This window comes from Frigoribacterium sp. MCBA15_019 (assembly GCF_001864945.1).
Taxonomy (GTDB): Bacteria; Actinomycetota; Actinomycetes; order Actinomycetales; family Microbacteriaceae; genus Frigoribacterium.
The window spans coordinates 240,800-262,589 of record NZ_MJGS01000001.1; the positions used below are offsets into that span (position 1 = coordinate 240,800).

18 protein-coding genes and 4 tRNA genes are annotated in these 21,790 nt (G+C 71.1%); 12 read left to right on the forward strand and 10 right to left on the reverse strand.

Annotated elements, in window-relative coordinates; translation table 11 throughout:
- Positions 1–36: 36 nt before the first annotated feature.
- Entirely contained in the window at positions 37–1,263 is a 1,227-nt protein-coding gene (locus tag BIV04_RS01130) for a cobalamin-independent methionine synthase II family protein (RefSeq protein WP_071254595.1), read from the forward strand.
- Positions 1,264–1,342: 79 nt separating this feature from the next.
- Here the strand turns inward: BIV04_RS01130 and BIV04_RS01135 are convergent, their stop codons facing one another.
- The 4 genes from BIV04_RS01135 to BIV04_RS01150 form a co-directional block, all read right to left on the reverse strand.
- Positions 1,343–2,146: an amino acid ABC transporter ATP-binding protein gene (locus tag BIV04_RS01135; protein ID WP_071253437.1), complete on the reverse strand. Its 804-nt coding sequence runs from the start codon at positions 2,144–2,146 to the stop codon at positions 1,343–1,345.
- Positions 2,136–2,801, reverse strand: a complete 666-nt coding sequence (locus tag BIV04_RS01140) for an amino acid ABC transporter permease (RefSeq protein ID WP_071253438.1) — start codon at positions 2,799–2,801, stop codon at positions 2,136–2,138. Before BIV04_RS01140 ends, BIV04_RS01135 begins: the two co-directional genes overlap by 11 nt.
- A gap of 2 nt (positions 2,802–2,803) precedes the next feature.
- A complete protein-coding gene (locus tag BIV04_RS01145; RefSeq protein WP_071254597.1) occupies positions 2,804–3,658 on the reverse strand; it encodes an amino acid ABC transporter substrate-binding protein in 855 nt (284 codons plus the stop codon).
- A 133-nt stretch (positions 3,659–3,791) separates the two neighbouring features.
- Positions 3,792–4,538, reverse strand: coding sequence for an NRDE family protein (locus tag BIV04_RS01150; protein WP_071253439.1), 747 nt, complete (start codon positions 4,536–4,538; stop codon positions 3,792–3,794).
- A gap of 177 nt (positions 4,539–4,715) precedes the next feature.
- On the opposite strand from BIV04_RS01150, the gene BIV04_RS01155 reads away from it, so the two are divergent.
- Together BIV04_RS01155 and BIV04_RS01160 are read left to right on the forward strand one after the other, a co-directional pair.
- Positions 4,716–6,068 (forward strand): phosphopantothenate--cysteine ligase family flavoprotein, encoded by a 1,353-nt coding sequence (locus BIV04_RS01155; protein ID WP_083396141.1) that lies wholly within the window; start codon positions 4,716–4,718, stop codon positions 6,066–6,068.
- Complete coding sequence (locus tag BIV04_RS01160) at positions 6,065–7,570, forward strand: serine/threonine-protein kinase (protein WP_071253446.1); 1,506 nt, start codon at positions 6,065–6,067, stop codon at positions 7,568–7,570. Before BIV04_RS01155 ends, BIV04_RS01160 begins: the two co-directional genes overlap by 4 nt.
- 147 nt (positions 7,571–7,717) lie before the next feature.
- On the opposite strand, the gene BIV04_RS01165 is transcribed toward BIV04_RS01160, so the two are convergent.
- The 3 genes from BIV04_RS01165 to BIV04_RS01175 form a co-directional block, all read right to left on the reverse strand.
- Positions 7,718–7,789, reverse strand: a tRNA-Val gene (locus tag BIV04_RS01165).
- 81 nt (positions 7,790–7,870) lie between these two features.
- A tRNA-Cys gene (locus tag BIV04_RS01170) sits at positions 7,871–7,944 on the reverse strand.
- A 66-nt stretch (positions 7,945–8,010) separates the two neighbouring features.
- Positions 8,011–8,082, reverse strand: a tRNA-Gly gene (locus BIV04_RS01175).
- Between the two features lie 174 nt (positions 8,083–8,256).
- Here BIV04_RS01175 and BIV04_RS01180 point away from each other — a divergent pair.
- Together BIV04_RS01180 and BIV04_RS01185 are read left to right on the forward strand one after the other, a co-directional pair.
- Positions 8,257–8,329: transfer RNA gene (locus tag BIV04_RS01180), tRNA-Val, on the forward strand.
- 124 nt (positions 8,330–8,453) lie between these two features.
- A complete protein-coding gene (locus tag BIV04_RS01185; protein ID WP_071253448.1) occupies positions 8,454–10,148 on the forward strand; it encodes a glycoside hydrolase family 13 protein in 1,695 nt (564 codons plus the stop codon).
- A 153-nt stretch (positions 10,149–10,301) separates the two neighbouring features.
- Here the strand turns inward: BIV04_RS01185 and BIV04_RS01190 are convergent, their stop codons facing one another.
- Both BIV04_RS01190 and zapE read right to left on the reverse strand, forming a co-directional pair.
- Positions 10,302–11,594 (reverse strand): ammonium transporter, encoded by a 1,293-nt coding sequence (locus BIV04_RS01190; protein ID WP_071253450.1) that lies wholly within the window; start codon positions 11,592–11,594, stop codon positions 10,302–10,304.
- Positions 11,595–11,815: 221 nt separating this feature from the next.
- Positions 11,816–12,832 (reverse strand): cell division protein ZapE, encoded by a 1,017-nt coding sequence (zapE, locus tag BIV04_RS01195; RefSeq protein WP_071253452.1) that lies wholly within the window; start codon positions 12,830–12,832, stop codon positions 11,816–11,818.
- Between the two features lie 176 nt (positions 12,833–13,008).
- Between zapE and BIV04_RS01200 the strand changes: the two genes are divergently transcribed.
- The 3 genes from BIV04_RS01200 to BIV04_RS01210 are packed head-to-tail and all read left to right on the forward strand — an operon-like array spanning position 13,009 to position 15,100.
- On the forward strand, positions 13,009–13,908 hold the full coding sequence (locus tag BIV04_RS01200; protein ID WP_071253454.1) for a sulfurtransferase: 900 nt from the start codon (positions 13,009–13,011) through the stop codon (positions 13,906–13,908).
- Complete coding sequence (locus BIV04_RS01205) at positions 13,905–14,348, forward strand: SufE family protein (protein ID WP_071253456.1); 444 nt, start codon at positions 13,905–13,907, stop codon at positions 14,346–14,348. The genes BIV04_RS01200 and BIV04_RS01205 overlap by 4 nt, the downstream gene beginning before the upstream one ends.
- Positions 14,345–15,100: a dihydrofolate reductase family protein gene (locus BIV04_RS01210; protein ID WP_071253458.1), complete on the forward strand. Its 756-nt coding sequence runs from the start codon at positions 14,345–14,347 to the stop codon at positions 15,098–15,100. Before BIV04_RS01205 ends, BIV04_RS01210 begins: the two co-directional genes overlap by 4 nt.
- Here the strand turns inward: BIV04_RS01210 and BIV04_RS01215 are convergent.
- Positions 15,058–16,275, reverse strand: coding sequence for a S9 family peptidase (locus tag BIV04_RS01215; RefSeq protein WP_255364102.1), 1,218 nt, complete (start codon positions 16,273–16,275; stop codon positions 15,058–15,060). The genes BIV04_RS01210 and BIV04_RS01215 overlap by 43 nt on opposite strands.
- Before the next feature lie 111 nt (positions 16,276–16,386).
- On the opposite strand from BIV04_RS01215, the gene BIV04_RS01220 reads away from it, so the two are divergent.
- The 4 genes from BIV04_RS01220 to BIV04_RS01235 all read left to right on the forward strand — a co-directional run bounded on the left by BIV04_RS01220 (position 16,387) and on the right by BIV04_RS01235 (position 21,775).
- The gene (locus tag BIV04_RS01220) at positions 16,387–16,983 is read left to right on the forward strand and encodes a DUF3000 domain-containing protein (protein WP_071253460.1); all 597 of its coding nucleotides are present in this window, start codon (positions 16,387–16,389) and stop codon (positions 16,981–16,983) included.
- A 43-nt stretch (positions 16,984–17,026) separates the two neighbouring features.
- Positions 17,027–18,376 (forward strand): HRDC domain-containing protein, encoded by a 1,350-nt coding sequence (locus tag BIV04_RS01225; protein WP_083396038.1) that lies wholly within the window; start codon positions 17,027–17,029, stop codon positions 18,374–18,376.
- Positions 18,377–18,449: 73 nt separating this feature from the next.
- Complete coding sequence (locus tag BIV04_RS01230) at positions 18,450–19,655, forward strand: thiolase family protein (RefSeq protein ID WP_071253462.1); 1,206 nt, start codon at positions 18,450–18,452, stop codon at positions 19,653–19,655.
- Positions 19,652–21,775 (forward strand): 3-hydroxyacyl-CoA dehydrogenase NAD-binding domain-containing protein, encoded by a 2,124-nt coding sequence (locus BIV04_RS01235; RefSeq protein WP_071253464.1) that lies wholly within the window; start codon positions 19,652–19,654, stop codon positions 21,773–21,775. Before BIV04_RS01230 ends, BIV04_RS01235 begins: the two co-directional genes overlap by 4 nt.
- Positions 21,776–21,790: the final 15 nt, after the last annotated feature.

Sequence of the window (21,790 nt, forward strand, 5' to 3'; positions counted from 1 at the left end):
GGGGGCCAGAGTGGTGGCGACGAACGGAGCACCCCCATGACGACCACCCCCGACCGCATCGAGACCACCCACGCGGGAAGCCTGCCGCGCACACCCGAGCTGATCGCCGCGAACGACGCGCGCGCCCTCGGCGAGGACGGCTTCACCCTCGAGCGCACCCCCGAGTTCGACGCCCTGTTGACCGATGCCGTCGTCGATCTCGTCCGGCGCCAGAACGATCTCGGCATCACGATCGTCGGCGACGGCGAGTACGGCAAGGCGATGACGAGCGCCGTCGACTACGGCGCCTGGTGGTCGTACTCGTTCCAACGCGTGAGCGGTCTCTCGTTGACGGGGTCGGACATCTTCAGCCAGCCGGCGGTGCGGTCCTCCCCCGGCGACGTGCGACTGACGTCGTTCCCCGACCGCCGCGACTGGCAGACCTTCCACGACGCCTACACCGACCCGACCTCGGGCATCGGCACGGGCTCGGGCGCCACGCCGTTCCCGAGCACGACGGGCCCGTTGGCGTACGTCGGACAGTCCGCCATCGCCTCGGACATCGCCAACCTCAAGGCCGGCCTCGAGGCGAGCGGTTCGCCCTCGGGGTTCATCACCTCGCTGTCACCGGGCAGCGGAGCCCGCATCGCGAACGACTTCTACGCCACCGAGGAAGAGCACATCTGGGCCTGGGCCGAGGTGCTGCGCGAGGAGTACGCGGCCATCGTCGAGGCCGGCCTGACCGTGCAGATCGACGACCCCTCGATCGCCGAGAACTGGGACCAGATCAACCCCGAGCCGAGCATCGAGGACTACCGCGCCTTCACGCGCATCCGGGTCGAGGCCCTCAACCACGCCCTGCGGGGCCTGCCGGCCGAGCAGGTGCGGTTCCACCTCTGTTGGGGTTCGTGGCACGGCCCGCACACGACCGACGTCGAGTTCCGTCACATCGTCGACCTCATGCTCGAGATCGACGCCGGCTCGTACTCGTTCGAGGCGGCCAACGTCCGTCACGACCACGAGTGGAAGCTCTGGCGCGACGTCGAGCTGCCCGCGGGCAAGAAGATCGTGCCGGGCGTCGTCAGCCACGCCACGAACGTGGTCGAGCACCCCGAGCTCGTGGCCGACCGTATCGAGCGGTTCGCGTCGCTGGTCGGGCCCGAGAACGTCGTCGCCTCGACCGACTGCGGCCTGGGCGGTCGCATCCACCCGCAGATCGCCGTGGCCAAGCTGGCCTCGCTCGGCGAAGGCGCGCGCATCGCGTCGCACCGCCTGTTCGGCTGAGCGTCCGCCGGAGAGACGACCCGCGCCTCCTGGTCCGGTGGACGAGGAGGCGCGGGTCGTCTCGCGAGCGGACGCCCCGTCAGTCGTCGAGCGGCTTCAGCACCCGCCGCAGGAACTGCTGCGTGCGGGGCTCGCGCGGGCGGGACAGCACGTCGGCGGGACGGCCCCGCTCGACGACGACGCCAGCGTCCATGAAGATCAGCTCGTCGGCCACCCGGCGGGCGAACTCGAGCTCGTGGGTGACGACGATCATCGTCCAGCCCTCGTCGGCGAGTTCTTTGACGACCGTGAGGACGTCGCCGACCAGTTCGGGGTCGAGGGCCGAGGTCGGCTCGTCGAAGAGCAGCAGTTCGGGCCGCAGCGCGAGCGCGCGCACGATGCCGACGCGCTGCTGCTGGCCGCCCGAGAGCTCGGACGGGTAGGCGTCGGCCTTCTCGGCGAGGCCCACCCGCGCGAGGAGCGTCTCGGCCTCGGCCCGCGCCTCCTTCGGATCGCGTCCCTGGACGCGCACCGGGCCCTCGACGACGTTCTGCAGCACCGTGAGGTGCGGGAACAGGTTGAAGTGCTGGAACACCATCGACGACCGGTCGCGCAGGGCGAGCAGGTCGCGCTTGCCGACCTTGGCCCCGAAGTTGATCGACCGACCGTCGGAGAGCGTGACGATTCCCCCGTCGGGCACCTCGAGGCTGTTGAGCGACCGCAGCACGGTCGTCTTGCCCGACCCCGAGGGGCCGATGATCGCGACGACGCGTCCACGCCGCACCTCGAGGTCGATACCGCGCAGCACCTCGTTCGCGCCGAACGCCTTGTGCAGGCCGCGGACGGTCAGCACGGGGGCACCGGTCGCCCCGGAGGGCCGTGGCGGGGTGACGTCAGCGGGCAACGTGGCGGTCCAATCTCTTCTCGAGGGCGTCCTGCCCGAACGACAGGATCAGGCAGATCACCCAGTAGACCAGGGCGGCCTCGAGGTAGATGAGCAGGAACTGGTTCGAGACGGTCGCGATCTGCTGCGCCTGACGGAAGAGCTCGACGACGAGGATGACGCTCGCCAACGAGGTGTCCTTGACCAGGCTGATGAACGTGTTCGACAGAGGTGGCACCGAGACCCGGGCCGCCTGCGGCAGGATGATCCGCCGGAGGGCGAGCCCCCGCGACATGCCGATCGTATGGGCGGCCTCCCATTGACCCTTGGGCACCGAGAGGATCGCGGCCCGGATGACCTCGGCGGCGTACCCGCCGACGTTCAACGAGAACGCGATGATCGCGCTCGGCCATGGATCGAGCCGGACGCCGATCGACGGCAGGCCGTAGAAGACGACGAAGAGCTGCACGAGCAGGGGCGTGCCCCGGATGATCGAGATGTACACCCGGGCGATGCCCGCGAGCACCGTCTTGCCCGACAGCCGCATGAGGGCGATGACGACGGCGATGACCAGCCCGATCGCCATCGATGCGAAGGCGAGCGGGATCGACGCCACGAGCGCCCCCGACACGATCGGCCAGAGCGACCGCCAAAAGAGGTCGAGGGAGGACTGCACGCCTACTCGCTGACGTCCTGGCCGAAGTACTTCTCGCTGATGGTCGCCAGCGTGCCGTCGGCCTTCAGCTCGGCGAGGGCGTCGTCGATCGCCGTCACGAGGTCGTCGCTGCCCTTGGTGGTGACCAGGGCCGAACGCGACACGTCGTCGGTGGTCGCCGCGATCTTGATGCCGGCGGCCTGGTCCGGGTTGGTCTTGACGTAGTCGAGGAAGGTCAGCTCGTCGTTGACCGTCGCGTCGATGCGGCCCTGCTCGAGGAGTGCGACCGACTGGGCCCAGCCCTCGACGACCTGCACGTCGGCGCCCGCGTCCTTGGCGGTCGTGTAGAAGTTGCTCGACTGTGACTGGGCCGTCGTCTTGCCCTTCAGGTCGGCGAGCGAGGTGATGTCGGTGTTGTCGGCGGGCGTGATCACGACACCGCGGCTGACCGTGTAGGGCGTCGAGAAGTCGTACGTCGCCTCGCGCTCGTCGGTGATCGAGATCTGGTTGGCGACGAGGTCGAAGCGGCCGGCGGTGAGCCCGGCGAGCAGGGCGTCGAACTGCGTCTCTTCGAAGGTCGGGGTGACGCCGAGCTTCTCGGCGACGGCCGTGGCGACGTCGACGTCGTAGCCGGTCAGCGCGCCGGCCCCGCCCTCGTGGTACGTGAAGGGCTGGTAGGTGCCCTCGGTGCCGATGACGATCTCGCCGGCCGCCTGGATGTCGGACAGGCTCTTCGCCGCGCTCGTGTCGGCGGTCGCGCTGCCGGTGGACTGGACGACCCCGTCGGTGGAGGCGGGCGCGCAGGCGGCCAGGGCGACGGCGGCGGCGGCGATGACGCCGACGGAGGCGAGGCGGCGGACGGTGCGGACGGCGGTGATCTTCACGAGGGTTCCTTTGCTGCGGCTCGGGGGTCGGACGAGCCTCCCGACACTAACGCTGCGGGGGCGGGCGTGATTCCCGATGACTTCGCGTGACGTGACGCCTCCGGCGCCGGCCGATGCGACGCAGGCGTCATCGTCGCGCGATCGCCTCCGCCACCGAGGGCGCGCCGTCGAGGCGCACGTGCCGGTGGGCCACGTCGTCGGCCGAGACGGCGACGGTGCTGAGCGACAACGAGTGGAAGAGGTGCCCGTCCACGAGGTCGGCCCGTACGAGCGCGTCGTCGTCGTCCGCCGGCAGGGCGCTGCTCTCGCGCAGCAGGTCGAGCCACGGCGTCCAGCTGCCCTCGCCCTCGGTCGCCGGCGGCAGCGGACCGGTCGGAGGCGCGACGTCGCGGAACCGAGGGAGCCAGCGGTCGACCCGGGGCACGGACCGGTCGTCGGGGGCGGCGTGCGTCAACAGGTGCACCCCGGGGGCGAGACGGGCCGTCTCGGTGACGGCGCCGTCCCACACGGAGTGCACCGCGCCTCCTGCGTCCGCGGTGAGCAGGTTGAAGGTGCGGGTCGTCTGCGGCCCGTCGGGCAGGACGCCGTCGGCGGCCGCCCTCAGGGGCAGGGCACCGCGGGTGGTCCACCCGCCGGGCGGCGGTGCGGGCGTCTCGTGACGGTTCAGCACGACGCTCGCGCGACTCGGCCCCCGGGCGGTCGCCAACCACGCGCCGCCCGCCTCACGGTCGTGCACCCCGGACACCCGCTCGCCGAGGTCGGGCCACCAGGGACCCGGCTCGTCCCAGGGGCGGTCGGGCGACTCGTCACGGAGTCCCAGGAAGACGACGGGCCAGGGCGCGCCCGGTCGGACGGCGACGACGACGGTGCACATGGGGTCCTCACGGTGGGGGCTCGTCGGGTCGGGGCCGACGCTCGGCCGCGGGATGCGGCATCGTGGGGGGCAACGCTACCGACCCGGCACCGGGTCGGCCGACCGACGCATCGATCGACGAGGCCCACCGTGACGCACGACCACCCCCGCTCCTCCCCCGCCGACGCCTCGCGTCGCCTGTCCGTCGTCGTCGGCGTCTCGGGTGGCATCGCGGCGTACAAGGCCGTCGGGGTCGTCCGCGGCCTCGTGCTGCGCGGGCACGACGTCCACGTCGTCCCGACCGAGGCCGCCCTGCGCTTCGTCGGGACGCCGACCTGGGAGGCCACGAGCCGCAACCCCGTGCACACGTCCGTCTTCGACGACGTCGCCGAGGTGCGGCACGTGGCCCTGGGACAACGGGCCGACCTGATCGTCGTGGCGCCCGCGACCGCGCACACCCTGGCGAAGGTCGCGCACGGGCTGTCCGACGACCTGCTCGGCACGACGATCCTCGCGAGCACCGCACCGCTCGTCGTCGCACCCGCCATGCACAGCGAGATGTGGCTGAATCCGGCCACGATCGCGAACGTCGACCTGCTGAGGTCGCGCGGGGTGACCGTCGTCGGGCCCGACGACGGGCCGCTGACCGGCGGCGACGTGGGGCCCGGCCGGCTCAGCGAGCCCGACGAGATCGTCGCCGCGGCACTCGCCCGCGTGACCGGCCCGGCCGGCGTCGCTGCCTCCCCCGCCGCCGTCCCCGGTGCTCGGGACCAGGACGCGAAGGCTCAGGAGGCGCGGGCCGGCGACCTGGACGGCTTGCGGCTGGTCGTCTCGGCCGGTGGCACCCGCGAGCCCCTCGATCCGGTGCGGTTCGTCGGCAACCGGTCGAGCGGCACCCAGGGAGCGGCGCTCGCCCTCGGGGCGGCCCGACGCGGGGCCCGCGTCACCGTCGTCGCCGCCGCGCTCGACGGAGCCGTGCGGCAGACGATCGAGACCGACGCCGCGGTCGACGTCGTCGAGGTCGGCACCGCGCTCGAGCTCGAGGCCGCGATGGCCGAGCACGCCCCCGCAGCGGACGTCGTCATCATGGCGGCCGCGGTCGCCGACTACCGGCCCCTCGCGGTGGCGGACGGCAAGATCCGCAAGGACGACTCGGGCGACGAGCTGACCGTCCGCCTCGTGCGGACCCCGGACGTCCTGGCGGGCCTCGTCGTCCGTCGTCCCGCGGGTCAGGTGGTCGTCGGCTTCGCGGCCGAGACGGCGGCCGACCGCGACGAACTGCTGTCGCTCGGGCGCGCCAAGCAGCGACGGAAGGGGGCGGACCTCCTCGTGCTCAACTCCGTGGGGTGGACGACCGGTTTCGGCAGCGACGACACGGCTGTCGTCGTGATCGACGCCGACGGTGACGTGGTGTCCGAGGCCGAGGGATCGAAGGCCACCGTGGCGGAGACCGTGCTCGACGCGGTCGCCTCACGTCTCGCGGAGAGGCGCGGGTCGGGTGGTGGCACCGCTCCGGCGCTCCCCGAGGCCTCGACGGGAGCCGGCGCATGAGCCCCCGTGAGCAGGCCGACCCCCGCCTCGGCACGACCGTCGGTGGTCGCTACCGTCTCGACGCGATCGTCGGGCGGGGTGGCATGGGGGCCGTCTACCGGGCGAACGACCTCGAGCTCGGCCGGGACGTCGCCGTCAAGCTCTTCTCGTCGGACGGGCACGACGTCCACGACCTTAGCCGGCAGGTCAGCGAGGTGCGCCTCCTCGCCTCACTGAACCACCCCGGGCTCGTGACGCTCTACGACGCCCGCGTCGAGGGCGACGGCCACGACGACGACGCCTACCTCGTGATGGAGTACGTCGACGGTCCGACCCTGCAGACCGTGCTCGCCGACGGGCCGCTGTCACACGTCGAGGCCGCGGCGCTGCTCGGCGACGTCGCGGACGGCCTGGCGGCGGTCCACCGCGCCGGCGTCGTCCACCGGGACGTCAAGCCCGCGAACATCCTGCTCGCGGCTCCGCACCACGAGGGCGACCCCCGCAGGGCCAAGCTCGCCGACTTCGGCATCGCGTACCTGATCGACTCGACGCGGGTGACGGCCACGGGCACCCTGATGGGCACCGCCGCCTTCGTCAGCCCGGAGCAGGCCGAGGGGCGACCGCCGGCCCCCGCGTCCGACGTCTATTCACTCGGACTGGTCCTGGTCGAGGCTCTGACCGGAAAGCGCGTCTTCACGGGTTCGGTCGTCGAGTCGGTCATGGCTCGTCTCACTCGCGACCCCGAGATCCCGGCCTCGATCGGTTCGGGGTGGGCGGAGCTGCTGACGCGCATGACCTCGCGCGCACCGGAGGACCGTCCCGCCGCCGCCGAGGTGACAAGGGTGGCCCGCACGTTGGCCGTCGAAGGCGCCGGGTCGACCGATGCCGTCACCCGCGTCATGGCCGCTCCCGACGTGCCGACGGCCGCCCTGCCCGGCGGCGACACGCCCACTCGCGTCCTGCCCCGGGACGACGCTCGCACGCAGGTGCTCGGAGCGGGGGCGGCGACCGGGGCGGACGCCGCGGACCTCGTCGCCGACGTCGAGTCCGACGACGGGACTCGGAAGCGCCGGCGCCGGCCCCTCGTGCTGGCGGCGATCGTCGTCGCCGCGTTGCTGGCGGCAGGCATCGGCTGGGCCGCCACGCGCGATGACGACGTGGTCGGCCCGACCGAGAGCACGAGTCCGAGTGTCGAGACGGACCCGTCGACGACGCCCTCCGAGTCGTCGGACGACGAGTCGCCGTCGCCGTCGGAGGACTCGACCGACGAGTCGCCGGCAGATCCGACGCCTTCGGACGAGGTCAGCCCGACCCAGGAGGCGCCGGTCGAGCCGACGACGCAGCCGACGGTCGACCCCGTGACGCCCCCGACGGTCGACGTTCCCGGTGTCGACGTCCCGGGTGGGAACACCGGGCCGGGCAACAGCGGGAACGGCAACGGGAACAGCGGGCCCGGCAACAACGGGAACGGCAACGGCCGCGGCAACGGAATCGGTCTCGGGACGGGGACCGGCACCCCCTAGAGAGAAGCCTCGAGACGTCACGACATGCCGCCCACCTCGAGAGGTGAGCGGCATGTCGTGACGTCTCGGTACGGGATGCCGACCGCTCGTGAGCGCGGGAGCCCCGACATGACGAAAGCCCCGGCCGAGGCCGGGGCTTTCTGTGTGTGAGCGATACTGGGATCGAACCAGCGACCTCTTCCGTGTCAGGGAAGCGCGCTACCGCTGCGCCAATCGCTCATGTCTCAACGATGCGAGAGTGAACCCTCGAACCGCACTATTCAATTGCAACATCGATTCTAGACCTAGGTCTGGATCGAATGGAGGTGGAGACGGGATTTGAACCCGCGTGAACGGCTTTGCAGGCCGGTGCCTCGCCTCTCGGCCACTCCACCATACGAGTAGCCCCCCAGAGGGAGGCCACCAGTCGGTGGACCACCCTCTGGTGAGCATTACACTCGAGCGGATGACGAGATTCGAACTCGCGACCCTCACCTTGGCAAGGTGATGCGCTACCGCTGCGCCACATCCGCATTTCGCTTTGCATTTCTGCGTGCAAAAGAACAATACCCACACCCCGGGGCAGAAACCAAATCGAGGGAAGTTCGTGTCTTGACCGGGCGTGGGGCAGTTCACGACGGGGGCCTCGACGACGGACCGAATGGCGTTCGAGCCCCGCGATGCACTAGCATCGTCGAGTCCCACACGGGCGATTGGCGCAGTTGGTAGCGCGCTTCCTTCACACGGAAGAGGTCATCGGTTCGAGCCCGGTATCGCCCACGACCATCACCGAAAGGCCCTGCATCCGCAGGGCCTTTCGTCGTTCCCGGACCGAGATCCCCGGCCCGGCGCCTCCGTCGAGGCATCGACGTCGCCCGCTCTCGAGACGTGGCATCCTCACCCCATGACCGCCTCCCCCGCCTCCCGTGCGCCCACGACCCACCCGACGACCGTCCCAGACGCCGACTGGTGGCGCCAGGCCGTCGTCTACCAGGTGTATCCGCGCAGCTTCGCCGATGCGAACGGCGACGGGATCGGCGACCTGCCCGGCGTGACCTCGCGGGTGCCGTACCTGCAGCGGCTCGGGGTCGACGCCGTCTGGCTGAGCCCGTTCTATCCGTCCCCGCTCGCCGACGGCGGCTACGACGTCGCCGACTACCGTGACGTCGCCCCCCGCCTGGGCACCCTCGACGACTTCGACGAGATGGTCGCCGCCCTCCACGCGGCCGGGCTGAAGGTCGTCGTCGACATCGTCCCCAACCACACCTCGAGCGACCACGAGTGGTTCCGCGAGGCCGTCGCGTCCGAACCCGGCAGCGCCGCCCGGGCCCGTTACGTGTTCCGGGACGGCCTCGGCGACGGCGGTGCCACTCCTCCGTCCACCTGGGTGTCGAACTTCGGCGGAGGCGCATGGACCCGTCTGACGCGCCCCGACGGCACACCCGAGCAGTGGTACCTGCACCTCTTCGCCCCCGAGCAGCCCGACCTCGACTGGAGCAACCCCGAAGTCCGCGCCGACTTCGAGGGGACGCTGCGGTTCTGGTCGGACCGTGGCGTCGACGGCTTCCGGGTCGACGTCGCCCACGGGCTCGCGAAAGATCTCACCCACCCCCTCCGCGACGCCGCCGAGCGCCAGGACCTGCCGGTCGACGGCAGCGACCCGCTCTACGACCGCGACGAGGTGCACGTGATCTTCGAGGGCTGGCGCCGTGTCCTCGACGAGTACGACCCGCCCCGCAGTGCGGTGGCCGAGGCCTGGGTGCAGCCGGAGCGCGTCCCGCTCTACGCCCGCCCCACCGAGCTCGGGCAGGCCTTCAGCTTCGCCCTCACCCGAGCCGACTTCGACGCCGACCAGTACCGCGCGATCATCGCGTCGACCCTCGAGCAGGCGGCGGTGAGCGGGGCGACGAGCACCTGGGTTCTCTCGAACCACGACGTCGTCCGTCACGCCACGCGCTACGGCCTGCCGAAGGGCCAGGACCTCGACGCCTTCGTGCTGAGCGACGGACGACGCCCGACCCTGAACCCCGACGCGGGTCTGCGTCGGGCTCGTGCGGCGACGTTGTTGATGCTCGCCCTGCCGGGCTCGGCCTACGTCTACCAAGGCGAGGAGCTCGGCCTCTTCGAGGTGGCCGACCTGCGCCCCGACCAGTTGCAGGACCCGGTCTGGACGCGCACGGGCCACCGGCGCAAGGGCCGTGACGGCAGCCGGGTGCCGCTGCCCTGGGACACGAGCGAGCCCGCCCTGGGGTTCGGCGACCACGCCCCGCACCTGCCGCAGCCCGAGTGGTTCGAGGACCTCGCCGTCTCGGTGCAGGACGACGAGGACGAATCCACGCTGTCGATCTATCGGCGGGCCCTGGCGCTCCGTCGCGAGCTGCAGCAGGGAGAGGCCCTGCGGTGGGTGAGCGACGCGCAGGACGACGTCGTGCACTTCTCGCGCCACGACGGTTGGCACTCGCTGACGAACTTCGGCGGCGGCCCGGTGGATCTGCCCACCGGCGCCCGTGTGCTCGCGTCCAGCGAGCCGCTGCAGGACACGCTCACCGGCGTCACCGAGGTGCCGGGCGAGACCACGGTCTGGTTCTCCCTGGTCTGAAAGACGGGCCCGGTGGCGCGACGGGACCACCTGCAGGAGGCGCGGTGCGAGGGGTCCCTCACCGCGCCTCCTGCGTTCGGCCGCGGTCCGCAGGGCCGGCACGCGGAACGGCCCCGGTCAGAGGACCGGGGCCGTTCGTCGTGCGGAGTGGGCTCAGGAACGCGAGTTCTCGAGCACGTAGCCCTCTTCGCCGTGGATGGCGAGGTCGATGCCAGCGACCTCGTCCTCGTTCTTGACCCGGAAGCCGATGGTCTTCTCGATGGCGAAACCGATGACGTAGGCGAGGACGAACGAGTAGACGAGCACCACGACGGCGGCAAGCGCTTGGATGCCGAGCTGTGCCGGGCCGTGGCCGAAGAACAGTCCGTAGTCGGTCGAGAAGAAGCCGATGTACAGCGTGCCGATGAGACCACCGATGAGGTGGATGCCGACCACGTCGAGCGAGTCGTCGAAGCCGAGCTTGAACTTGAGATCGATGGCGATCGCGCAGACGGCACCCGTCAGGAGCCCCAGGACCATGGCCCACAGGGGGCTGAGGGTGGCGCACGCCGGCGTGATGGCGACCAGACCGGCGACGGCGCCCGATGCGGCCCCGACGGACGTGGCCTTGCCGTCCTTGATCTTCTCCACGACGAGCCAGCCGAGGATGGCAGCAGCCGGGGCGGCGATGGTGTTCATGAAGGCGACGGCTGCGATGCCGTCGGCCGCGAGCTCGGAACCGGCGTTGAAGCCGAACCAGCCGAACCAGAGCAGACCGGCACCCAGCAGCACGAAGGGAGGGTTGTGCGGCTTGTCCGCGCCCTTGGCGAAACCGACGCGCTTGCCCAACACGAGGGCGAGGGCGAGACCGGCCGCACCGGCGTTGATGTGCACCGCGGTACCGCCCGCGAAGTCGATGACGCCCATGCTCGCGATCCAGCCACCGTCGACGACGGATCCGTCGTCGCCCAGCGTGAAGTTGAAGACCCAGCTGGCGACGGGGAAGTAGACGACCGTGGCCCAGACTCCGGCGAAGACCATCCAGGCCCCGAACTTGGCGCGGTCGGCGATGGCGCCCGAGACGAGTGCCACGGTGATGATGGCGAAGGTCGCCTGGAACGCTGCGAAAGCGATGGTCGGGTACGCGCCACTGCCGCCCGCGATCGCGTCCGTGTACAGCTGCTGCAGGCCGAGGGTCTTCCAGTCGAACCCGATGACACCGTCGATGCCGATGAAGCTGTCCGTACCCGCAGGGCCCTGGGGTCCGTTCGAGAATGCGATCGAGTATCCGAAGAGCACCCAGAGCACACCGATGAGGCCCATGGCCCCGAAACTCAGCATCATCATGCTGATGACGCTCTTGGCCTTGACGAGTCCTCCGTAGAAGAAGGCCAGGCCGGGGGTCATGAGCAGCACGAGTGCTGCGCAGATGAGCATGAAGGCGGTGTTGCCTTGGTCGAGTTCCATGTACGGGTCACCTCTCGAGTTCCTGAGCCGGGGAGGCACCGACGTCGAGGTCGACCGCGTGGGTTCACGGGCTGTGGTGACGAACGCTCTCGTCCGGTGCGGCCACCAGTGTCGCGGGGTGAGGTTTCCAGCCGTGTGCGGGATTGTTTCCCCGATGTAACACGATTCGGGCGCAGGTAAACAACGTGTTTCGGCTCACCCCGTACCGGGTGGGGATGTCGTCAGAGCGAGGTGAGCGCCACGAGGCGTGACACGGCCCGCAGGTACTTCTTGCGGTAGCCGCCGGCCAGCATCTCGTCCGAGAAGACCTGGTCGAGGGGCGTGCCCGAGGCGACGACCCGGATCTGCGTGTCGTAGAGGCGGTCGACGAAGGCCACGAGGCGCAACGCGTCGACCTGGCTGGTCAGGACGTGGACGTCACGGAGCCCGACCGCGTCGAGGTCGTCGACGAGCTTGACGTACTTGCTGGGGTGCACCGTCGCGAGGTGAGCGACGACGCCGTCGAAGTCGTCGAGGGAGACGGTCCCGCCGAGGGACGCCGCCGCCGCGTCGACGTCGTCGACCACGTGTGCCCGGGCCTCGACCTCGCGACGCCGGTAGTCGTTCCCGTCGATGCGCAGGGTGAGGAACTTGTCGCTCAACCCCTGGATCTCGCGGAGGAAGTCGGCGGCGGCGAACCGGCCCTCGCCGAGGGCGTTGGGCGGGGTGTTCGAGGTGGCGGCGATGCGGGTGCCGTCGTCGGCCAGGTCGCCGAGCAGCCGGGTCATCATCATCGTGTCGCCCGGGTCGTCGAGCTCGAACTCGTCGATGCAGACCAGCGCGGCCCCCTTGAGCTGCGACGCGGCGCCGGCGTAGCCGACGGCACCGACCAGCGCCGTGTACTCGATGAAGGTGCCGAAGTAGCGCCGGCCGGACGTGCGGTTCCAGAGGGCGGCGAGCAGGTGGGTCTTGCCCACGCCGAACCCGCCGTCGAGGTAGAGGCCGGGACGCACGGCCGGGGCGGCCGGCTTCTTGCGGAACAGACCCCTCCGCGGGGCGTCGGCACCCGCGCCTCCGAACGCCGTCACGGCGGCGACCGCCTCGGCCTGCGAGGCGAAGTCCGGGTCGGGTCGGTAGTTCTCGAGCGAGGCCTCGGCGAACTGACGAGGAGGCACGAGTTGCGTCACGATCTCGGCCCCCGTGATCGTCGGGGTGCGGTCGGTCAAGGACACGAGGGTGCTGACGGATTCGGGGGGCATGGGCGCGGCCTCGCAACGGTGTGGGCGGGGATCTGTGTCAGAGTCGTACGGTTCCCGGGCGACGGTCACGCGGCATGCGTAACCTCGACGGGGCCGACCAGAGGCGATCCTACGCCGCCGGGCGCCACCCGTCGCCCGACGTCGGCTCCATCCCGACACCCGCACAAGGAGACACCATGGCCGTCGAGCACGACACGTCCGCCCACTTCGGCGAGTATGCCCACCCCGAGCGTCTCGTCAGCACCGAGTGGTTGCAGCAGCACCTCGGCACCCCCGGGCTCGTCGTCGTCGAGTCCGACGAGGACGTCCTGTTGTACGAGACCGGCCACATCGCCGGCGCCGTCAAGATCGACTGGCACCTCGACCTCAACGACCCGGTGCAGCGCGACTACGTCGACGGCGAGGGCTTCGCCGCGTTGATGGCCCGCAGCGGCATCTCGCGCGACAGTACCGTCGTCATCTACGGCGACAAGAACAACTGGTGGGCCGCCTACGCGCTCTGGGTGTTCTCGCTGTTCGGGCACGAGGACGTCCGCCTGCTCGACGGCGGGCGGGCGAAATGGGAGGCCGAGGGCCGCGACTACACGACCGACGCCCCCACGGTCCAAGCCACCGACTACCCCGTCGTCGAGCGAGACGACAGCGTCATCCGCGCCTACAAGGACGACGTGCTGGCCCATCTCGGCAAGCCCCTGATCGACGTGCGCTCGCCCGAGGAGTTCTCGGGTCAGCGCACCACGGCTCCGGCCTACCCCGACGAGGGGGCCCTCCGCGCCGGTCACATCCCCAGCGCGCAGAACGTGCCGTGGGGCAAGGCCGCGGCCGACGACGGCACCTTCCGGCCGCTCTCCGAGCTCGACGCCATCTACCGCGACGGCGCGGGCCTCTCCGACGGCGACCAGGTCGTCGCCTACTGCCGCATCGGCGAGCGGTCGAGCCACACGTGGTTCGTGCTCAAGCACCTCATGGGCTTCGAGGACGTGCGCAACTACGACGGCTCCTGGACCGAGTGGGGCAGCGCCGTCCGCGTGCCGATCGTGCAGGGCACCGAGCCCGGCGAGGTGCCGGCCCGGTGACCGACGCCGCCCTGCCCGAGCCGCTCGTCGAGATCCGCGAGGAGTTCCTCGCCCTCGACGTGCGGAACCGTCTGCAGCTGCTGCTCGAGTTCTCGAACGAGCTGCCCGAACTGCCGGCCCGGTACGCCGATCACCCCGACCTGCTCGAGCGGGTGGTCGAGTGCCAGTCCCCCGTGTTCCTGTTCGTCGAGGTGACCGACGGTCGGGTGCACCTGCACGCGACGGCACCTCGCGAAGCACCCACGACCCGTGGCTTCGCGTCGATCCTCGCCCAGGGGCTCGACGGGCTCACCGTCGCCCAGGTCCTCGACGACGTCCCCGACGACTACCCGCAGACGATCGGTCTGACCGAGGCGGTGAGCCCGTTGCGGATCCGTGGCATGACCGCCCTGCTCGGTCGCGCCAAGCGCCAGATCCGCGATCGGACCGCCGGCGCGTGACGCTCCGGGTGCTGCACGCCCTCGAGCGTCCGGGCGACGTCGGGCTGGAGCTCGACATCGACGAGGACTCGACCCCTGCCCGGATCCGCGAGCTGTACGCCCCATCCCGCGAGACCTGGCTGCGACTCAACCTGATCGCCGCGGTCAGTGGTGACGCCGCGGGCTCCGACGGCACCTCCGAGACGCTGAGCAACGCCACCGACCGCACGATCCTGGCGGCCATCCGCTCGCTCGCCGACGGCGTCCTCGTCGGTGCGGCCAGCGTGCGGGCCGAGGGCTACCGGGTGCCGAAGTCCTCACGACTCGTCGTCGTCACGTCGTCGGGCGACCTCTCGGGCCATCGCATGGACCCGTCAGAGGCCGGTCGGGTCGTCGTCGTGTGTCCCGGATCCGCTCGAGACCGGGTCCGTGAGACCCTCGGCGACGAGATCTGGGCGGTCGCCACCGTGCTGACCGCGCCCGACGACGACGGACGGTTGGAGCCCGCCGCGATCCTTCGTTGCCTGCGCGAGCAGCGCCTCCGTTCGCTCGTCTGCGAGGGCGGCCCCTCGCTCGCCGGTCAGTTCCTTCGGGACGGCCTCGTCGACGAGCTGTGCTTGTCGACCTCGCCCGTCGTGATCGGCAGCGGCCTGCCCGTCTTCGGTCGCGAACGCTTCGACCCCGCGTCGCTCGTGCTCGGCCAGCTGCTGGTCGACGAGCAGAGCACGCTCTACGCGCGGTGGTCGGTCGACGGCGGCCCCGCGAGTCGGTGACGACCGAGCCACCCACTGATCGCCCCCTCGAAGCGCTCGGGGTCGAGGTTCCAGAGCTTCGTGTGCCGCGCGACCTCGAACACCTCGAAGGTCACGAGGTCGGGCCGTGCCTCGGCCAACGCGTGTGACGCGGTGGACGGCACGAAACCGTCGTCGTCGCTGTGCAGCAACAACACCGGCAGGTCGAGCTCGCCGGACCGCGAGACGAGGTCGAGCCGGTCGAAGTCGATCGGCTCGGCGCTGCCGGCCAACCGACAGAGCAGGGGCGAGCCCAGGAGGCGCAGCACCAGACCCTGGACGACCCGCGGCACCCGCATGGCCGCCCCCTGGTAGGCGAGGGTCGTCCTCCAGTCGACGACCGGCGACTCGAGCACGAGGCCCGAGACGACGCCGCGCAGGGAGGAGCGCGTGGCGGCCTGCAGCACGAGCGCCCCGCCCATGGACCATCCCATCAACACGACGGACGTCGCCCCGTGGTCGAGGGCGAACCGGATCGCCGCCTCGACGTCGCGCCACTCGGAGTCGCCCAGGGCGTAGCGGCCGTCCGGCGATCGGGGTGCCTCGCCGTCGTTGCGGTACGACACGAGGAGCGAGGTCAGGCCCTCTCGGTGGAAGACCGGAGCCGCCCGGATCGTCTCGGCGCGGGTCACCCCGCGACCGTGCACCCCGATCATCCACGGGCCGTCGAGGCCGGCCTCGGCGGGGACGAGCCATGCGGGGGCCGGACCGACCTCCGTGGCGATCGCGACCTCTTCCGCCGCGAGGCCCGCGTCACGGGGTGTCGGGAACAGCCAGCCGCCGATGCGGCCCCGGTGAGTCCGCTCGAGACCGGGCCCTTCGACGCCCTCGACGCGACGCTCGACGGACCGGCCGTCGTCGCGGACGACGTCACCGACGCGGGCGTGGCCTCGGCCCCGGGCGTACCAGAAGCTGTAGCGACCGGGGAGGCGCGTGTCCGGCGTCGAACGGAGGGTGATCGTCCCGGCGACGGCGTCGTGGGCTTCGATCCGCACGTCGTCTCGCCGCCTGCGGGCCGGCGTGACGATCTTCCGGGCGATGGCGATGATGCCCGACGCGAGGGCCGCGGTGGACACCAGCACGGTGCCCCCGACCGTGATCGAGACGACGGCGAGCGGGCCGATGCCCCGTCGGCCGGTGGATGCGGGGCGGTTCACGGGCGACTCCTCGGGCGGCGTGAGGTGGGCTCGAGGGTGACCTGTGGATCTGCTGAGCCGGGCGCGGCGTGCCGCGGGGGTCGCCCTCGGGATCGACCCTAGTCTTCCAGGGTGTCCGAGATCCCCCCGACGCCGACCCGGCCGCCCGCCTTCGCCGCGGCCGTTGAGTCCGTCCACCGTGCCGCCGCGCGGGACGCCCTCGCCGTGACCGAGATCCCCGCCCCGAACGGCCTCGCCCCCCACGCGCTGGCCCTCGCAGGGGACGTCATCGGCGCGTCCGGCCGCCCCGACCCCGATCTCGGCACGGGCCGCTTCGTGCTGCTCTACGACGACGACGAACCCGAAGCCTGGGGCGGACCGTTCCGGGTCGTGAGTTTCGCGCAGGCGCCCCTCGAGACCGAGATCGCGCTCGACCCGTTCGTGGCCGACGTGGCATGGTCCTGGCTCGTCGACAGCCTCGACGCCCGCGGAGCCTCGTACGACCAGGCATCGGGCACCGCCACCAAGATCCTCTCGACCGGCTACGGTGAGCTGGCCAGCCACGGCGACGGGGCCCAGCTCGAACTCCGGGCGTCCTGGAGCCCCACCACCACCGACCTGGCCCCGCACATCGAGGCCTGGAGCGAGTTGATCTGCACGCTCGCAGGCCTGCCCCCGACCGTCGAGGGCGTCACGCTCCTCGCCTCGCGGCGTGTGGGACGAGACTGAACCACCGGAACAGAACAGCGCCCCCGGAGAGAACAGCGGAGACATGACCACAGCGACACCAGACGAGTCAGCACCCGACGAGTCGGCACCCGGCGGCTCTGGACCCGGCGGTTCTGCACCCCGCGGCTCTGCACCGCGCGACACGCGCCCCCGGGTCACCGTCCGACCGGTCGTCGAGACCGCCGACTCGCTGCACGGCGAGGTCACGGTCATCGACGACCGCCCGGGCTACCTGGCCGCGGTCGAGGCGATCCGCGCCGGGACCGGGCCGATCTCGATCGACGCCGAGCGCGCCTCCGGCTATCGCTACTCGCAGCGGGCGTACCTCATCCAGGTGTTCCGACGCGGCTCGGGGGTGTTCCTGCTCGATCCGCCCGCCATCGGCTCGTTCGCCGAACTGCAAGAGGTGATCGGCGACGAGGAGTGGGTGCTGCACGCCGCCAGCCAGGACCTGGCGTGCCTGCGCGAGGTCGGCCTCGACCCGAGCCGCATCTTCGACACCGAACTGGGTGCGCGTCTCGCCGGCCTGCCGAAGGTCGGGCTCGGCGCCGTCGTCGAGCAGCTGCTGGGCGTCCACCTCGCGAAGGAGCACAGCGCCGCCGACTGGTCGACGAGACCGTTGCCGCAGAGCTGGCTCGTCTACGCCGCGCTGGACGTCGAGCTGCTCGTCGACCTGCGCGACGCCATGGAGGCGGTGCTCGCGGACGCGGGCAAGCTCGAGATCGCGCGCCAGGAGTTCGAGGCGACCCTGCGGCGCGAGGCCAAGCCGGCGAAGGTCGATCCGTGGCGTCGATTGACGGGACTGCACAGCGTGCGCGGATCCCGCTCGCTCGCCGTCGCCCGTGAGCTCTGGCAGGCGCGCGACGACTACGCCCGCGAGATCGACACGGCCCCGGGTCGTCTCGTCCCGGACTCCTCACTCGTGGCCGCCACCAAGGCGATGCCCACCGACAAACGATCGCTCGCCGGCATCAAGGAGTTCGTCGGCCGCGCCAGTCGCAGTGAGCTCGACCGCTGGTTCGCGGCGATCGAACGCGGCCGTGAGACGACGGACCTGCCCTCGCACCGGGGGCCGGCGAGCGACACCCTCCCCCCGCCGCGATCGTGGGCGGACAAGAACCCGCTGGCCGACGCGCGCTACAAGGCGGTCCGCCCCAAGGTCACCGAGATCGCCGAGGGGCTCGACCTGCCGGTGGAGAACCTGCTCACCCCCGAGACCCTGCGGCGGCTCGCCTGGGACCCGCCCATCCCCTTCGACGCACCGACCATCGCGGCCGCGTTGGTGGAGCTGGGTGCCCGGGCCTGGCAGGTCGAGGCCGTCGCCGAGGCGGTCGCCGAGGCCTTTGTCGACGCCCACCAAGAGCCCGAGGCGACGGGCGACGGCGCTTCGTAGGATTGCTCGAACGATTCTCGGCCCCTCGGTGTCGTCCCTAAGATCGGGACCAGATCCTGACACTGGAGGCAATGTGGCCGAGAGCAACGATGTCGTGTTCGTCGACGGGGTACGCACCCCGTTCGGGCGGGCCGGCGACAAAGGCATGTACTGGCAGACCCGCGCCGACGACCTGGTCGTGAAGGCGATGAAGGGTCTGCTCGAACGCAATCCGTCCCTCCCGCCCGAACGCATCGACGACGTCGCCATCGCGGCGACGACGCAGCAGGGCGACCAGGGCCTCACCCTGGGGCGCACGACGGCACTGCTCGCGGGGCTCCCCCAGTCCGTGCCCGGGTACGCCATCGACCGCATGTGCGCCGGCGCCATGACCAGTGTGACGAGCGTCGCCGGCGGCATCGCCTTCGGCGCCTACGACGTCGCACTCGCCGGCGGGGTCGAGCACATGGGTCGGCACCCGATGGGGTTCGCCGCCGACCCGAACCCGCGGTTCACCGCCGAGAAGCTCGTCAGCGGCGAGGCCCTGAACATGGGCAACACCGCGGAGCGCATCCACGACCGGTTCCCCCAGCTGACCAAGGAGCGATCCGACCGCTACGCCCTGCGATCGCAACAGAAACTCGCGGCCGCCTACGACGCAGGCCAGATCCAGCCCGACCTCGTCCCGGTGGCGATCAAGACGGATCAGGGCTGGGGGTTGGCCACGCGCGACGAGGCCCCCCGTCCCGAGACCACCATGGAGGGGCTGGCCGGGCTTCGTACACCCTTCCGGCCGCACGGCCGCGTCACCGCCGGCAACTCGTCCGGTCTCAACGACGGGGCGACGGTCAGCCTGATGGCGTCCGGTGCCGCGGCCAAAGAGCTCGGACTCACCCCCAAGATGCGCCTGGTCAGCTTCGCCTTCGCCGGCGTCGAGCCCGAGATCATGGGCATCGGCCCCGTTCCGTCCACCGAGAAGGCGCTCCGGAAGGCCGGGCTCTCGATCGACGACATCGGCCTCTTCGAGCTGAACGAGGCGTTCGCGGTGCAGGTCCTCTCGCTGCTCGACCACTTCGGCATCGACGACGACGATCCGCGCGTGAACCCCTGGGGTGGCGCCATCGCCGTGGGCCATCCCCTCGCGTCCTCGGGCGTCCGGCTCATGATCCAGCTCGCCCGCCAGTTCGAGCAGCACCCCGAGGTGCGCTACGGCCTCACGGCCATGTGCATCGGCCTCGGCCAGGGCGGCAGCGTCATCTGGGAGAACCCCCACTACTCGCGGAAGGCGGCGCGCGCATGAGCTCTGCGACCGAACAACTGACCGAGCTGTCGGCCGACGAGGTCGTCACGCACTCCTACGTCCGCGACGTCCCGTTGCCCTCCGGCGGCGTCCTCGCCCTCATCACCCTCGACAACGGTCGCGACCACACCCGGCCGAGCACGCTGGGGCCGGCGACGCTGCACGAGTTCGGGGCGGCCCTCGACGCCGTCCGCACCCGCGCCTCCTCGGGTGAGATCGCGGCGATCGCCGTCACCGGCAAGCCCTACTTCCTGGCGGCGGGCGCCGACCTCAGCAAGGTCAGCGCCATCCCCAGCCGCGACGTCGCCCGCGAACTCGCCCGGCTCGGGCACGCGGTCCTCGGCAAGCTGCACGACGCCGCGGTGCCCACCTTCGTCTTCGTGAACGGCCTCGCCCTCGGGGGCGGCGTCGAGATCGGCCTGCACGCCGACTACCGGACGGTCGACTCGTCGGCAGCGGCCATCGCCCTGCCCGAGGTCTTCCTCGGCATCATCCCCGGCTGGGGAGGCGCCTGGCTGCTGCCGAACCTGATCGGCATCGAGAACGCGCTCAAGGTCGTCATCGAGAACCCCCTGAAGAACAACCGCACGCTGAGGCCCGCCCAGGCGCTCGAACTCGGCATCGTCGACGTGATGTTCGGCCCCGCGTCCTTCCTCGAGGACAGCATCCGGTGGGCCGACGGGGTGCTGACCGGCCGCGTCACCGTCAAGCGACCGAACGTCCCGGGCAAGCTCGAGCGTGCGGTCAAGTGGGATGTCGCGATCTCGGTCGCGCGCAAGTCGCTCGAGTCGAAGATCGGCACCGTCGCGAAGTCGCCCTATGCCGCACTCGACCTGCTCAGGGCCGCGAAGAACACCGACCGGGCGACCGGCTTCGCGGCGGAGGACGAAGCACTGGCCGACCTCGTGGCAGGCGACCAGTTCCACGCGAGCATGTACGCCTTCGACCTCGTCCAGAAACGCGCCAAGAAGCCCGCAGGAGCCCCCTCCCCCGACCTCGCCCGGAAGATCGGCAAGGTGGGCGTCGTCGGTGCCGGCCTCATGGCGAGCCAGTTCGCCTTGCTCTTCGTGCGGCGCCTGCGCGTCCCGGTTGTCATCACCGACCTCGACCAGGCCCGGGTCGACACGGCGCTCGCCCGCATCAGAGGCGAGATCGACGAGTTGCAGGGCAAGGGGCGCATCTCGCGCGACGAGTCCAACCGCCTGAAGGCGCTGATCACGGGCACGACCGACCTCGCCGACTTCGCCGACGCCGACTGGGTGATCGAAGCCGTCTTCGAAGAGCTGTCCGTCAAGCAAGAAGTGTTCGCGAACGTCGAAGCCGTCGTCTCTGACACCGCGGTGCTGGCGACCAACACCTCGTCGCTGAGCGTCGAGCAGATCGGGGCGCGCCTCGCGCATCCCGAGCGCCTGGTCGGGTTCCACTTCTTCAATCCGGTCGCGGTCATGCCCCTCGTCGAGGTCGTCAAGACCCCGGCGACCGACGACGAGACGCTCAGCACGGCGATGGTGACGGCGAAGGCTCTTCGGAAGAACGCCGTCATCACGGCCGACACCCCTGGTTTCGTGGTCAACCGCATCCTGGCCAAGTTGCTGGGCGAGGCCATGCACGCCGTCGAGACGGGGACGCCGTTCGAGGTGGTCGATCGAGCGACCGCCCCGTTCGGCCTGCCTATGACGCCGTTCGAGCTGCTCGAGCTGGTGGGGCTGACCGTCGGGGCGCACGTTCTCGACGCCCACCACGCCGCGTTCCCCGACCGGTTCTTCGCCAGCGAAGGACTGCACCGCCTGGCCGAGCACGGCACCATCTTCGAGCGGGACTCGAAGGGCCGTCGCAAGGGGTTCGACAAGAAGGCCGTCGCCCTCGCCGCCGGGCCGGGCACGGCACTCACCGACGACGAGCTGCGCATCGGCATCGAGGACGGCCTCGCCGACGAGGTCGGTCGCATGCTCGACGACCACGTGGTGGCCGCCGCCGAGGACATCGATCTCTGTCTGATCCTCGGAGCCGGGTACCCGTTCCAGATGGGCGGGGTCACGCCGTACCTCGATCGTGTCGGGGCCTCACGACGCGTGCGGGGTCGCGACTTCCACGAGCCGGCCATCCGCGGCGTCGAGTAGCCCACCGACCTCGAA